Consider the following 16998-nt stretch of genomic DNA (forward strand, 5'->3'; position numbering starts at 1 on the left):
ATGTCAATGAGCGAAGCCAATCTGCAACTGCAGCAAAATGAGAACGTTTATTTCGAGCTTACGGAAGCGCAGCGTCGAATTTGGTACATGGAGCTTTTGAATCCGCACACGACAGTTGCCACGCTTAATAGTTTGCTTACAATTAAGGGCACGATACAAGAGGATAAGATCGTAGAGGTACTGCAAAGCCTCACTCTCCGTCACGACGCTCTGCGTATGCGATTGCAGCAGAGAGAAGGTGAGGAGCCACTAAGTTATATTGCTCCTTTTCTACCAATTGACATCGATATTGTGAATTTATGCGATAGAGAACCAGAGGCATGGAAAGAAAAAGTCGAGTTTCTGTCATGTCAACCGTTTCCCCTTTTTGACTCCCATTTATTTAAATTTACGCTGTTTCGGACTGGTGAATCAGAAGCCAGACTGTTCTTGAGCATTCATCATATTATTGCCGACGGCTATTCGCTCAACTTGTTGGGTAATGAATTCGTTGAGGGCTATCATGCTTTGCTTTGCAATAGAGAGCTTCCTCAAGAAGCGGCTCCTGCTTGCACGGATCTGCTCCGTATCGAGGAGGAGTATTTACAATCTTCCCGGTTTCAGAAAGACAAGGCATTTTGGGAGGGCGAGTTCCGTACGCTGCCTTCCATCACACGGCTTGACACTTACGAAAGCGCTATTCAGACGGCCGGCAGCTTGGCAAATTATGCCCATTATGAAATTCCGGCATCTGAATGCAACGACATCCGTACGTTCTGCGAATCACAGCATGTTTCTCCATTTAACTTGTTTGTATCTGCCCTTTGCTTGTATATGTCGCGGATTTGCGGTGAAGAAGAAGTTGTGCTTGGAACGATGTACGCCAATCGGACATCTCGAGAACAGAAGTCGATGGTTGCGATGCTCGTCAGCACGACACCTTTTCGCATGCGCATTGACGCTTCTTGGTCGTTCGCAGACTTTCTTAAACAAGTAAAGAACAAGCAGAGCGAGCTGATTCGGCATCAAAAGTACCCGTTTAACCGGATTGTCCCGGACCTTCGCAACCGTTTCGGTTTTACGGAGGCATTGCTGCCCGTGTTCTTCAATTATCACCCGATGGAGTGGGGCACGCTGCCTGACGATGCGCCTTTTCAATACGAGACGCTGCCTCTGGGAAATGGGCACCAGGATAACGAATTGACGGTACACATCCGCGAACATGTAGGAACCGGAGAAATGGCCATTCAAATCGATTATTTGACAGATTTGTATGCGCGCCAAGACATCGATTGTTTGTTCCAAAGATTGCTGCATGTAATCCGGGAAGCGATATCGAACCCCTTGCAGTCGGTAGGGCGATTGCACATTCTGCCTCCTGAAGAACAGAAGAATATACTCCACACTTACAGCTTGGGACAACGGACCGAGCAACGACTTGACCGTTCTATGCACGAATTGTTTGAGACCCATGCAGCAAATACGCCGGATCAAATCGCTGTTGCGGAACCGGGCGGATTGTCGCTGACCTATGGACAATTAAATGAGCAAGCGAACAGGCTCGCTCGGACGCTTCGAAGCCTGGGCATAGGCAGTGGGGAGCCTGTGGCCATTCTGGGGGAACGTTCTCCGCTTATCGTAACTGCCGTTCTTGCCGTATTAAAGGCAGGCGGCGCTTTCGTTCCGTTGGACAACTCATTGCCTGCCGATCGCCTAGCTTATATGGTAACGGATAGCGAAGCTAAAGTACTGCTTACTGCCGACGATTACATGATGACCGTGCCTGATGGCTGCCGAGTCGTAGATTTGAGGCTTGCGTCAAGCTATGACGACGATCCGACCAATTTACTTCACGGTTGTTCACCTGAGCGACTTGCGTATGTTATCTACACCTCCGGAACAACGGGAAGGCCCAAGGGGGTTATGATCGAGCATCGCAGTTGGGTTTCAACCGCATGGTCATGGCATCATGAATACAAGCTTGGAGATATGGAAGTACGACTGCTGCAAATGGCCAGCTTTTCTTTTGATGTATTTGCCGGCGATTTGGCCAGAGCATGGCTGAGCGGAGGACAGCTCGTTATATGTTCGAACGAAACTCGTCTCAGCATGCCTCGTCTCCATGGGATCATCGTCGAACAAGGCATTACACTGCTGGAATCGACGCCGGCATTGCTTGTACCGCTCATGGATTATATCTACGAGAATGGTTTAAGTACGGGACACTTACGTTTGTTAATTATGGGCTCAGACCGCTTTGCGGTGAAAGATTATCAGAGGGTATACGATCGTTTCGGCTCTATCATGCGTATTCTCAACAGCTATGGGGTGACGGAGGCTTGCATTGATGCTTCCTATTATGAGGAAATGAACGGCAGTATACTGCCTCAAGAAGGAAGCGTGCCGATTGGCAGACCGCTCCCGCACGCCAACCTGTATGTGCTTGGTCAGGGCGGGACATTGCAACCCGTTGGTGTGCCGGGGGAGTTGTGCATCGGAGGAGCTGGGGTAGCTCGGGGTTATCTGAACAGGCCGGAATTGACGGCAGAGCGATTCGCTCAAGATCCGTTCGTGACGGATGGACGCATGTATCGCACCGGGGATCGCGCTTACTGGCTTCCGGATGGGAATTTGCAATTTCTTGGGCGTCTCGATGACCAACTTAGTATACGGGGCTATCGGGTTGAGCCAGGCGAGATTGAATCATGCATGATACAAATCGCGTCCATCCGTGAGGCGGTTGTCGCCGTTATGCCAGATCGCCAGAGTCAGCAGGTGCTTTGCGCTTATTACACGGGCGAGAGGGAGCTTGAGACAGATGAGCTGCGAGGATTCTTGGCCTCGATGCTGCCGGATTATATGATTCCTGTCGCTTTTATGAAGCTGGATCAGCTTCCTTTGACGACAAACGGTAAGGTGGACCGAAGAGCCTTGCCTGCGCTGGATGAAAGGATTTCCTCCAAACCATATCTGCTCCCGGTAACGGATGTTGAGCAACGGATGGCAAAGCTTTGGCAAGAAGTGCTGGATCACGAGCAGATCGGACTCCTAGATAATTTCTTTGAACTTGGAGGCCATTCGCTGAAAGCGATGACGCTGTTGACACGCATTCATGAGGAGTTCAAGATCGAACTCGGATTGAGGGACATCTTTCAGGCGTCAGTGCTAAAAGACTTAACCGAGGTGGTCGGCTCGGCGGCGAAACGTAATTACGAGTCGCTTGAATCTGCTCCTGAACAGCTCTATTACCCGCTATCGTCCGCACAGAAGCGGTTATTTATGCTACAGCAATTGGATGTCACAGGACTAAGCTACAATATGCCGGCCGCCTTTCTTATGGAAGGGACGCTGGATAAAGAACGATTGGAAGCTGCGTTCCATTCGCTTTTTGCTCGGCACGATGCTTTGCGTACTTCATTTGCTATTGTAGATGGGGAGCCCATTCAGCGCGTGCAGCAGCAAGTTGATTTCTTTATCGCGGAAGAGGAAGCGGAGGACGGGGAAGCAGACGCGCATATTCGGGCGTTCATCCAGCCGTTCGATCTGGGCGCGGCACCACTTCTGCGGGCCAAAGTCGTACATCTCGGGAATCAACGGCATTTGCTCTTATTTGACATGCATCATATCATCTCGGACGGCATTTCTGTGCAAATCTTGACGAAAGAGCTGGCTGCGGCCTATGCCGGTGAAATGATGGAGCCGCTAAAGCTGCAATATAAAGACTATGCTGTATGGCAGCAAGCCTATAGTCATACGGAGGATTACGCTAAGGAGGAAGCCTATTGGCTGTCGCAGTTTGCCGAGGAGGTACCGGTGCTCCGGCTGCCGACCGACAATCCGCGGCCTGCTGTGCGCAGCTTTAAAGGCGGCCGGGTAGACGCCGAACTGGACGGCGAGCTTGTAACGGCTGTGCGCGAGCTGGCACGCAAGAGCAACACCACTGTGTACATGGTACTGCTAGCCACATACAGCGCATTTCTGTCGCGTATAGCCGGACAAGACGAGATCGTTGTCGGCACGCCGGTGGCGGGACGCCAGCTTGCAGGTTTGTCAGGCATGTTAGGGATGTTTGTAAACACCTTGGCGCTCCGCATGTACCCGGAAGGAGAAAAAACGTTTGCTGCCTATCTCCGCGAAGTGGAGCAGACGGCGCTATCTGCGTTTGAGCATGAGAAATATCCGTTTGAGGAACTGGTTCAGCGAATGGTTCAGGAGCGCGATTTAAGCCGCAATCCACTATTCGACGCAATGCTCGTTCTGCAGCATGGGGAAAATGAAGAGCTGAAACTGGAAAATGTCAATTTGACTCCGTATCCGTTGGATTACACGGCAGCCAAGTTCGACCTGACGCTCACGGTAACCGAGCGAGAGAACAGCTTCTTATTGACTTGGGAATACGATTCTTCTTTGTTTACGCAGCATACTATTGAACGCTGGAGTGGCTGCTTCCAAGAGCTTCTCTTTCAGGCCGTTCATTTTCAAGACGTCAAAATAGGCGCATATGACTTGGTTACCGCCCAAGATAAAGAACATTTGCTTGAGCGGTTCGCCGGTAGAAAAGAAACGTATGATCCAGCATCATCTGTGCTAACGCTCTTTGAGCAGCAAGCGGCGCTAACTCCCGACCTCCCGGCGATTATAGGGGAAGAAGGGGAGCTGAGCTACCGGCAACTAAACGAGTGGGCGGAGCAGCTAGGCGCCGAACTCCGCAGGCGCGGTGTAGGGACGGATACGATCGCCGCCGTCATGACTCACCGTTCGTTAGAAATGGCAGCAGGTATAATCGGGGTCTTGAAAGCAGGAGGAGCCTACCTCCCGATTGATCCGGAATTTCCCGCGGATCGGATTCGATTTATGCTGGAGGACAGCCGCCCGCAAGCGCTGCTTACGTTCAACAAGTATAAGCCGCTCATTGCCGAGCTTCGTCAGGATGTTTCCGTTCTATATTTTGAAGACAATCCGCTGCAAGAAGAAGTTCCCGTGAAAGAGCAAGGATGCTCGATCAGTCCGAAGCATTCGGCCTACGTCATCTACACCTCAGGCACTACAGGAAGTTCCAAAGGCGTTATTATCGAACACGGGAGCTTTACGAACACCATACAGTGGAAAAAGCGCCACTATCAGTTTGGGCCAAGCGACAGGGCGTTGATGCTGAATCCTTTTATATTCGATTCGTTTGTGACTCACTTTTTTGCGCCTATTGTTTCAGGAGCAGCCGTTGTTATGCTGAGCGATCAGAACAGCAAGGATGCTGCAGCCATTCGTGAAGCTATCATCCATCATCAAATCACCCATTTGCAGAGCCCGCCGAGCTTCTACTCCGCTATGCTGGAGAACATGAGCCGCGAGGATTGGCGCTCGGTGCGCAGTGCCGTAGTAGCAGGCGAGGCCGTAGGCATGCCTTTAATTCGCCGTTTGAAAGCAATGAATCCTGAGATGCAATTGATGAACGAATACGGCCCAACCGAAAATACGGTCGTAACGACGGCTGTGGAATTATCGGAAGAGACTGCTGTTTCCATCGGACGCCCTATTCCCAATACTCGTGTCTATATTGTCAATGCACAGGGAAGGCTGTCTCCATTCGGCGTACCGGGAGAGCTCTGCATTGCCGGTCTTGGTTTGGCAAGAGGGTATGCGAACCAGCCGGAATTGACGGCAGCGAAGTTTGTTTCCGATCCTTTCGTACCTGGAGAGCGCATGTACCGTACTGGCGATTGGGCCCGGTGGCTGCCGGATGGAACTTTGGAGTACTTGGGACGCATTGATCATCAGGTGAAAATCCGCGGGAATCGGATTGAACTCGGAGATATTGAAGCACATCTGCTAACGCTTCCTGGGATAAGCGAGGCAGTTGTGACTGTAATTAATGGATCGGAGGGAAGTGCAAGTCTATGCGCCTATTTTGTCGCGGATCGGGACTATACGGCGAAGGAACTGAGACAACGGCTTGGCTTTGCGTTACCTTCTTACATGATCCCGTCTTATTTTGTTCCCATGCTGCAAATGCCTCTGACTGTCAACGGAAAATTGGATCGCCGTGCCCTGCCGCATCCTGAGGGCAGCAACTTGGCCGAAAGCGGAAGTTATTCGGCACCAAGATCCGACGCGGAACAAAAAATGGTCGAATTGTGGCAAGAGGTGCTTGACGTTCGCCCGATCGGAGTGAGGGATGATTTCTTTGAACGAGGCGGCCATTCGTTAAAAGCGACGGTACTCGTTTCCCGCATGCAAAAAGAGCTTCAGGCTGATGTGACGCTCCGGGATCTGTTTCAATATTCCACTGTTGAAGCATTGACGGAAGCGCTCGCTTCCAGATCGGTCAAAGCAATCGATACACTGGAGCCGGCGGCGCCGATGAATTATTACCCGCTGACGTCGGCCCAAAAAAGGATGTACGTGCTGCAGCAGTTGGAAGGCGTAGACGTCAGTTATAACATGCCGGCCGTTCTCCGGATGAAAGGCAGTCTGGATCCCACGCGATTCGAGTCGGCCCTGCAACAAATCATTCTGCGTCATGACGCTTTGCGAACCTCTTTTACATTCATCGACAATCAGCCTATGCAGAAAGTGCACGAGCATGTGCAAGCGACCGTCGTTTACCGAGCAGCGGAGGAACAGCAGCTTGACGCAAGGATAGCAGAGTTTGTACGTCCATTCGATCTGGAGCAAGCGCCTTTGCTGCGTGTCGAGGTTTTAAGTGCGGGAGAACATCTGCATTACTTGCTGCTTGATATGCACCATATTATCTCCGATGGCGTATCCATCAGCATTTTTGTAGAAGAATTTGCGAAACTGTATGCCAGACATCAACTAGAACCCCTTCGATTGCAATACAAAGATTATGCCGTATGGCAGCAGCAATACGCTCATAGTACAGCTTATCAGAAGAATGAGGATTACTGGCTGCAGCATCTGGGTGGCGAGCTGCCTGTGCTGCATATCCCGACCGATTACTCCCGCCCGATGCTGCGAAGTTTTGCCGGAGAACGTGTTGATTTTCATCTTGACAAGGCATTGTCGGAGTCCGTGCAAAGGTTGGCGCTGAATGAAGGGGCGACCGTGTACATGGTATTGCTGGCGGCGTACAGTATGTTTTTATCGCGATTGAGCAGCCAAAACGAGATTATCATTGGCTCCCCGGTAGCCGGGCGCCCCCATGCAGATTTGTCGTCCATGATGGGGATGTTTGTAAATACACTGCCATTGCGTACGTTTCCTTCGGGACAAAAGAAATTTTTGCATTTTATACAAGAAATCAAACAAACGACGATGGATGCCTTAGAGCATGGGGATTACCCGCTGGAAGATTTGGTCGATCAAATTGTCAAAGAGCGGGATATGGGCCGCAATCCGTTATTCGATGCCGTATTTGTGCTGCAAAATACCGATTCTTTACCGATTGTGCTTCCTGATTTGAATGTAGACACGTATTCGTTCGCAGACAAAACGGCGAAGTTTGATCTTACGCTGCAGGTTAACGAGCACCCGGATGGCTATCGCTGCTCTATGGAGTTTTCTACGGCTTTGTTTGCTCGCGAAACGGTAGAGCGTTGGTGCCGTTACTTCACAGTCATGCTGCATGATGTGATTACGGCCCCGGATACGCTGCTTGCTGAAGCAAGATTGATTAATCAAGAAGAACAGATTGAACAGCTTATGACTTATAGCGGATTACCTGTTTCCCCGATGCCGAACGTCTCGATTACGGGGCGTTTTGCAGAGGTCGTCCGCAATTACCCGGAACGATTGGCGGTTGTATGCGGTGAACGTCACCTTACCTACGAAGCGCTACAGCATCAGTCGGGTATTCTGGCGGGCAAGCTTCTTCGAGAAGGACTGCCGCTTCATGCGGCTGTCGGAATTTTAGCTGATCGATCCATTGAATTTATTGTAGCTGTCATGGGAGTTTTGAAGGCGGGCGGCGCCTATGTGCCGCTGGATCCTGAAGCTCCAGAGGATCGTCATCTGTATATTCTGGACGATTGCGGAGCGGAATTTTTGCTGGTTGCCGGCAATTTGCGTCCATCGGAATCGTATGGGGGAGCAGTCATCAGACTTGACACCGATTGGCTTTTACATGAGGAGCTGGTGGCAACAGGGCAATCGCGTACGGTATGCGCCGATGATCCCGCTTATATCATGTACACCTCCGGCACAACGGGAAGGCCGAAAGGCGTGCTGGTCACACACGGCAATGTGGTCAACCTGGTGACAGGCGGCGGATATGTACCGTTTCATGACGGACATCGCTTCGCACAGACAGGTTCGGTCAGCTTCGATGCGGCGACTTTTGAAATGTTCGGCGCTATTCTTCATGGCGGTCAACTATACCCTGTAGAGAAAGAAGTACTGCTGAACGCTAGCCGTTTGGGACAGTTTATCGCAACCAACGGCATTACGGTTATGTTTTTGACGACATCCCTTTTCGACCATTTGGCTGATATGGATGACGAACTTTTTGCCGGAATTCAGCATTTGATCATGGGGGGAGAAGTGCTGCTGCCGAAGCATGTTCGGGCCGTTCAGCAAGCATGCCCATCCATCACGATATGGAACGGATATGGGCCTACGGAGAATACGACGTTTTCAACCGCGTTCAAGGTCAGCGAAGCGGACGGTATGACAAGTATCCCAATCGGCCGGCCGATTGGCGGAACGACAGCCTATGTGCTGGGCGACGGCGGACAGGTGCTTCCTGTTGGCGTGCCTGGGGAATTGTATCTCGGCGGCGCTGGAGTAGCCAAAGGATACTGGAATCAGCTTGAGCTTACGCGTGAGAAATTCAAACCCGATCCTTTCAACGAAGGCAGAACGATGTATGCAACGGGGGATCTAGCCTGCTGGCTGCCAAATGGCAATCTTGAATATATGGGACGGATCGATCAGCAGGTCAAAATTCGAGGATATCGGATTGAACCGGGCGAAATTGAAGCCCGTCTGCTGCTGAATACCGATATTCGGCAAGCGTCCGTCGTCATTCGAAAAGATAAGCCTGGAAACGAAGTGCTTTGCGCTTATTATGTCAGCGATAGTGCGTTAGATCTGTCCGCATTAAGACATGAAATGAGCCTGGCGCTGCCTGCATATATGGTACCTGAGCATTACATCCGCCTTGCAGAGCTGCCGCTTACTAAAAACGGAAAACTGGATCGATCGGCATTGCCTGTACCTGACTATGAAACGGCAGTCGTTGCGCCGTACATGGCCCCTCGTACACGGACGGAGGCTCAGCTAGCCGCAATTTGGGAGGACGTGCTGCAAATTTCGCAAGTAGGAGTAAGCAGCAACTTCTTTGAATTGGGAGGGCACTCTCTTAAGGCGATGATGTTGGCATCGCGCATTCATCAAGCGTTGCATGTACAAGTCGCGATTCGTGACATATTCCGCTTTGCAACCATTGAAGAGTTGGCTCCGCTTGTCGAGCGGCAAGCGAAAGAGCTGCATAAGGGGTTGCAGCCGGCCGAGCCATGCGATTACTATCCGCTGTCATCCGCACAAAGAAGATTGTTCGTGCTGCAGCAGCTTGAAGGCGCGGAACTAAGCTATAACATGCCTGCAGCCTTGTTATTCCATGGACACGTGGACTTTGCGCGATTGGAACAGGCGTTCCGGGAGCTGCTCGCCCGCCACGAGGTGCTGCGAACCGGCTTTGATAGGGTGGACGGCGAGCCTGTTCAACGAATTAGCGCTGAGATCGCGTTCGATTTGCCCTATCGGGAAGCCGGGGACAAGCAAGCCGAAGTCCTCATCCGGGAGTTTATTCGTCCTTTCGAGCTGAGTCAGGCACCGCTGCTGCGCGTTCAGTTGACCAAGCTGAGCGATACGCAGCATCTGCTCCTGTTTGACATGCATCATATTATTTCCGACGGAACTTCCATGAGCATCTTGATTGAAGAGGTGACCAGGCTGTATGCCGGCGATCGTCTTGAGCCCGTGTCGCTTCATTATAAGGATTATGCCGTCTGGCTGGCGGAAAACCGCCATTCGCCTAAGTATGTCCAACAAAAGGAGTACTGGCTGCAGCAGCTTGGCGGCGAGCTTCCGGTTCTTCAGCTGCCAGCCGATTTTGCCCGTCCGTCGATCCAAAGCTTCGCGGGAAGCCAATTGGATTTCGCGATCGATGCGGAATTGACCGCCAGCATCAAGCAGTTGGCGCAAGACACAGGAACTACATTATTTATGGTACTGCTCGCTGCTTACAGCATGTTCTTGGGCAAATTGGCAGGTCAGGACGAGATTATTGTGGGAACGCCGATTGCCGGTCGGCCGCATGCCGACCTGTCCGGCATGCTCGGTATGTTCGTCAACACCTTAGCCATCCGTTCGATGCCTTCTGCTGACAAAACATTCCGAAGCTACTTGGAAGAAATGAAGCAACTGGCTTTAACGGCGTTTGAGCATGCGGAGTACCCGTTTGAAGAACTGGTGGAGCAAGTCGTACGGCATCGGGATGTGAGCCGCAATCCGATTTTCGATGCGATGTTTGCGCTGCAAAATATGAACCGATCCGAACTGCAGATGGCCGATGTCGACATCACACCATACGAGTTGGAAAACCCGACATCGAAATTCGACTTGTCGCTATTTATTCACGAGGCGGGAGAGGAACTGCACGGCAGTCTGGAGTACGCGACAGCGCTCTTCGAGGCGGATACGATCTCACGGTGGAAAGATCATTTCATCACGCTGCTGCAGCATATGGCCGCTGACCCGGATGTCACGCTCGGCAAAGCAAGCTTGCTGAACGAACAGGATCGGATGACGCTCCAAGGTTGGATGGACGGACCTGCACAGAAAACGCCGGATGCCCCGGTGCATCAGCTGTTCCGCAAGCAGGCGAAGGCAACACCGGAAGCGATTGCGCTCGTATGTGCCGATACAAGGCTTACGTATGAAGAACTGGATCGGTTGTCGGATCGCCTTGCTGCTGCCTTGCGCCAGGAACAGATCGGCAGCGGCCGTATTGTCGGGCTGATGGCGGGACGTTCCGCCCACATGATGATTGGTTTGCTGGGCATTTTGAAAGCCGGCGCGGCTTTCCTTCCGGTCGACCCTTCCTATCCGGCGGAGCGCATAGCGTATATGCTGGAAGATTCGAAAGTGGCTTGCCTGCTGGCGGATGCCCCATCCGCTCCAACGAGCGGAGGTCTTGGATATGAGGGCAAGACGCTCATCATCGAAGAGCTTCTTGCGGCAAGCGAGCAAAGTGCGTGGAGCCGTGATAGCTCTGATAGCTCTGATAGCTCTGATAGCTCTGATAGTTCTAATAGTTCTAATAGTTCTAATAGTTCTAATAACACTAATAACTTTAATAACTCTAATAGCCTTGATAGCGCCTCCTTTGAGCCGGATAGCGAGAGCAGCCGATTGCTCTACGTCATCTATACGTCGGGTACGACGGGGAAACCGAAAGGCGTTATGTTGGAGCATAGCAATCTCGTGAACCTGATTATGCATCAATACGAGCGTACGTCCATTCCATTTGACAAGCAGGTGCTGCAGTATGCGTCGTACAGCTTTGATGTGAGCTATCAGGAAATCTTTTCTACCTTGCTGGCGGGCGGAACGCTGCATGTGATCGAGGAGGATATGCGTCAAAATCCGACTGCGCTCTTCCGCTATGTGGAGGAACGAGGCATTCCAACCTTGCTGCTGCCGTCGTCGTTCGTCAAATTCGTTTGGAACGATCCGGCCTACGAAGCGAGTTGGCCAACGTGCGTGCAGCATCTGATTACGGCTGGAGAGGCGCTGATTGTCGGCCCGGCACTGCAGCGTTACTTACAGGAGCAGGGCGTCACGCTGCACAATCATTACGGACCTTCGGAAACCCATGTAGCGACCACGTACACGATGATGCCGCAGGAGCCGATGATGGAGCTGCCGCCGATCGGCAAGCCGATCAGCAATTCGTCCGTATATATTTTGGACGGGCTCGGACAGCTGCAGCCGATCGGCGTAGCGGGCGAGCTGTATATCGGCGGTGCTTGTGTCGGCCGAGGCTACTTGCATCAGCCGGGTTGGACGCAGGAGAAGTTCCTGGCCAATCCATGGCTGGAAGGAACGCGGATGTATCGAACCGGGGATCGGGCTCGCTGGTTGGCCGACGGCAACCTTGAGTATTTGGGCCGTATCGATCATCAGGTGAAAATAAGAGGATACCGGATCGAACCGGGCGAGATCGAAACCAGACTGTTAGCGTTGGATGGAATTCGAGAGGCGGCCGTAATCGCACTGCCCGATGAGCGAGGCAGCCATAAGCTGTGCGCGTATGTGGCAGGCGAACGCGAATTTACATTCGCCGAACTGCGCGAAGCCTTGCGATTGAACTTGCCGGACTACATGATTCCGGCGTATGTCGTGCAGCTGGAAGAACTGCCGATTACGAGTAACGGCAAAATCGACCGCAAAGCGCTGCCCACGCCAGAAGGGACGCTGCGAACGGGAACAGAGTATGCAGCACCGCGCACAGCGACGGAAGCGAAGCTGGCGCAGCTATGGCAAGAGGTGCTGGGGCTGGAGCGTGTCGGCATCCGCGATAACTTCTTCGACATCGGGGGCCATTCGCTCCGGGCGATGACGCTCGTATCGCGCATTCATCAGACGCTGGAGGCGGAGGTGCCGCTGCGGCAATTATTCCTCTCGCCAACGATTGAAAGCTTGGCGGCTGCACTGGAGGCGGCGGAGGGCCGCGCATTTGAAGCGCTCGTGCCTGCCCCGGCGCAGGCGGCGTATCCGCTGTCGTCCGCGCAAAAACGGCTGTATGTGCTGCAGCAGCTGGAGGGCGCCGGGCTGAGCTACAACATGCCTGCTGCGCTGCGCCTGACGGGAACGCTGGATCGCCAGCGGCTGGAAGCCGCCCTCCAGGCGCTCATCGCCCGTCATGAATCGCTGCGCACGGCGTTTGCGGCGGTAGATGGAGAGCCGATGCAGCGCATCGTAGAGGCTCCGGACTTCACCGTCGCGTATAAGGAGGCGAGAGGAGCCGAGGCGCAGGCGTACATTCGCAGCTTCCTCCGTCCGTTTGACCTTGGCGCTGCGCCGCTGCTGCGGACGACGGTGGTACGGCTGGACGAAACGGATCACGTGCTGTTGTTCGATATGCACCATATCGTGTCCGACGGCACCTCGATAAGCATTTTGGTACAGGAATTGACGAAGCTGTATGCGGGAGAAGAATTGGAACCGCTGCGTTTGCAATACAAAGATTATGCGCTCTGGCAGCAAAGGTACCGGCAAAGTGCGGCCTACCGGAAGATGGAAAGCTACTGGCTGAGCCAGTTTGCAGGCGAGCTGCCGGTGCTGAGCTTGCCGACGGATGCTCCGCGACCTGCGGTGCGCAGCTTCGAGGGAGATCGGGTCGAATTTGAGCTGGACAGCGTGCTGGCGGAAGCGGTCAGAGAGCTGGCGAGGGAAAACGGCGCGACCGTGTACATGGTGCTTCTGGCCGCGTACAGCGCCCTGCTGGGGCGGTTAAGCGGTCAAGAAGAAGTGATCGTCGGTACGTCGATCGCTGGACGTTCCCATGCGGATCTGCAAGGGATGCTGGGGATGTTTGTCAACACGCTGGCGCTGCGGATGAACCCGTCCGGAGAAAAGCCGTTCTCGGCTTACTTGGAGGAAGTGAAGCAGACGGCGCTCGGGGCCTTGGAGCATGGGGACTACCCGTTCGAGGAGCTGGTGGAGCAAGTTGTGAGACAGCGGGATATGAGCCGCAATCCGGTGTTCGATGCCATGCTGGTGCTGCAAAACACCGAGCAAGCCGAATTGGAGCTGGCAGGTCTGCAATGGACGCCGTATCCGATTGAGAGCGGAGCAGCGAAATTCGACTTGACGCTGTCGGTTACCGAGCATGAGCAGGGGATGCGATGCTCCCTGGAATATGCGTCCAAACTGTTCGAACGGACGACGATCGAGCGCTGGGCGGGTCACTTTACCGAGCTGCTGCGTCAAGCGGTTTGTCATCCACAAGCGATGCTTGGAAGGATCGAGGTGCTGACGGCTGACGAGCGGGAAGAGCTGCTGGTGACATTTAATGATACGGCGGTGGAACTGCCTGTGGAAGCAACGGTGCATGCGCTGTTCGAACAGCAGGCTGCACGAACGCCGGACCAACCGGCACTCGTAAGCGGAGAGGTCGTATGGACGTACGGCGAGCTGGAGGCGCGAGCCAACCGCATCGCCGGCTGGCTGCGTGCGCACGGGGTGAAAAGCGAAGACCGCGTCGGCGTGCTGCTCAGCCGTTCGCCGCAACTGATCGCCGGTCTGCTGGGCGTGATGAAAGCCGGCGCGGCCTATGTGCCGCTGGACCCAGCGCTGCCAGAAGCGCGCATCGAGGGAATGATCCAGGATGCCGGTATCCGTATCCTGCTGAGCGAAGGGATGCAGACAGAAAAGGTGGCGGAGTGGGAAGAAACGCCGCTGCGGCATGTCCTGTGCTTGGATGAGGAACGCTCTGCCATTACGGAAATAGCTGTTGCGGTTTCCGAAGGGCAGAAGAACTGTTCCGCCATGGTGAGGTTCGCCTCCGCGGAAGAATTGGAAACCTATTCACCGGCATCCACGGGATCAACGGATGTACAGTCGGATGTACAGCCAACCCCGATGTACAGCGCGTATGTGATCTACACGTCGGGCACCACCGGCAAGCCAAAAGGCGTGGTGGTGGAGCACCGGAACGTCGTGAACTTTATCGCGGGGATGGTGCGCTCGCTGCCGTTTGCGCCGTCTGCGTCGATGCTCTCGGTCACAACAGTGTCCTTCGACATCTTCGTGACCGAGAGCTGGGTACCGCTCAGCTGCGGGATGCAGATCGTTCTCGCGAGCGAAGCGGAGCTTCAGGACCCTGCGCTGCTGGGTGATTTGCTGGCGGAGCATCCAGTACAGCTGATGCAGACGACGCCTTCGAGGCTGTCGATGATGCTGGAGCAGAAGCACAGCGCCGCGCAGCTGCGCCGTATACCAGCCCTGCTGATCGGCGGCGAGCCGCTGCCTGCGGCGCTGCTGAAGCAGCTCCGGGCGCAAACGAATGCGTCGCTGTACAATATGTACGGCCCGACGGAAACGACGGTGTGGTCAACGTTTGAACATCTGGAGGATAGCGAAGGGGAAAAAGTCAGCATAGGCCGTCCGCTGGCGAACACGCAGGCGTACGTGCTGAACGAAGCGCTGCAGCTGCAGCCGATCGGAGCCGTAGGCGAGCTGTGCCTCGGAGGCGCTGGGGTCGCCCGCGGATACTGGGCGCGCGAAGAGCTGACCAAGGAGAAGTTTGTCGCTCATCCGTACCTCCCTGGTGAGCGGATCTACCGGACGGGCGATTTGGCCCGCAGGCTGCCAGATGGCAGATTAGAGCATCTAGGACGGATCGATCATCAGGTGAAGATCCGCGGTTACCGGATCGAACTGGGCGAGATCGAAGCGCATTTGCTGCGAATCGATGGCGTCAAGGAAGCGGTCGTGACCGTTGTCACCGGGGAAACGGAGAGGGGCGAACAGGAACTGTGCGCCTATGTAACAGGCAGCAGTGAGCTAACGGCGCAGGCGATGCGGATCAAGCTGGCGGCAGGTCTTCCATCTTATATGATCCCATCACACTTCATTCACTTGGAGAAGATGCCGCTCACGCCAAACGGAAAAGTGGATCGCAAGGCACTGCCAGCCCCGGATGGGGCGCTGAGTATAGGAACGGAGTATGCAGCACCGCGCACGGCGACGGAAGCGAAGCTGGCGCAGCTATGGCAAGAGGTGCTGGGACTAGAGCGCGTCGGCATCCGCGATAACTTCTTTGACATCGGGGGCCATTCGCTCCGGGCGATGACACTGGTATCGCGCATTCATCAGACACTGGAGGCGGAGGTGCCGCTGCGGCAATTGTTCCTCTCGCCAACGATTGAGAGCTTGGCGGCTGCTCTGGAGGCGGCGGAGGGACGCGCATTTGAAGCGCTCGTGCCTGCCCCGGCGCAGGCAGCGTATCCGCTGTCGTCCGCGCAAAAACGGCTGTATGTGCTGCAGCAGTTGGAGGGCGCCGAGCTGAGCTACAACATGCCCGCTGCGCTGCGCCTAACGGGGAAGCTGGATCGCGAGCGGCTCGAAGCCGCCCTCCATGCACTCATCGCCCGTCATGAATCGCTGCGCACGGCGTTTGTGGCGGTAGACGGAGAGCCGATACAGCGCATCATAGAGGATCCCGGCTTCACTGTCACGTACGAGGAGTCGAGAGGAACCGAGGCGCAGGCGTACATTCGCCGCTTCCTCCGTCCGTTTGACCTTGACGTTGCGCCGCTGCTGCGGACGACGGTGGTGCGATTGGACGAAACGGATCACGTGCTGCTGTTCGATATGCACCATATCGTGTCCGATGGCACCTCGATAAGCATTTTGGTACAGGAATTGACAAAGCTGTATGCGGGAGAAGAACTAGAACCGCTGCGTTTGCAGTACAAAGATTATGCCTTCTGGCAGCAAGGGTACCGGCAAAGTGCGGCCTACCGGAAGATGGAAAGCTACTGGCTAAGCCAGTTTGCAGGCGAGTTGCCGGTGCTGAGCCTGCCGACGGATGCTTCGCGACCGGCGGTGCGCAGCTTCGAGGGGGATCGGGTAGACTTCGAGCTGGACAACGTGCTGGCTGAAGCGGTCAGAGAGCTATCCCGGGAAAGCGGTGCGACCGTATACATGGTGCTGCTGGCCGCGTACAGCGCCCTGCTCGGGCGGTTAAGCGGTCAAGAAGAAGTGATCATCGGTACGTCGATTGCCGGACGTTCCCATGCGGATCTGCAAGGGATGATGGGCATGTTCGTCAACACGCTCGCGCTGCGGATGAACCCGTCCGGAGAAAAGCCGTTCTCGACCTACTTGGAGGAAGTGAAGCAGACGGCGCTAGGCGCATTGGAGCATGGGGACTACCCGTTCGAGGAGCTGGTGGAGCAGGTTGTGAAGCAGCGGGATATGAGCCGCAATCCGTTGTTCGATGCCATGCTGGTGCTGCAAAACACCGAGCAGGCCGATTTGGAGCTGGCGGGT

General features: G+C 54.4%; 1 protein-coding gene (cut by a window edge). It reads left to right on the plus strand.

Features of this window, described 5'->3' with window-relative positions; all coding sequences use genetic code 11:
* A protein-coding gene (locus tag BLS15_RS15800; protein WP_090512417.1) for a non-ribosomal peptide synthetase crosses the window boundary here: on the plus strand, positions 1–16998 show its 5' portion. The gene runs 13719 nt beyond the window's last position; only the first 16998 of its 30717 coding nucleotides appear in the window; it begins with the start codon at positions 1–3; the stop codon falls past the right edge of the window.

Source organism: Paenibacillus sp. cl6col (genome assembly GCF_900102125.1).
GTDB classification, from domain to species: domain Bacteria; phylum Bacillota; class Bacilli; order Paenibacillales; family Paenibacillaceae; genus Paenibacillus_B; species Paenibacillus_B suaedae.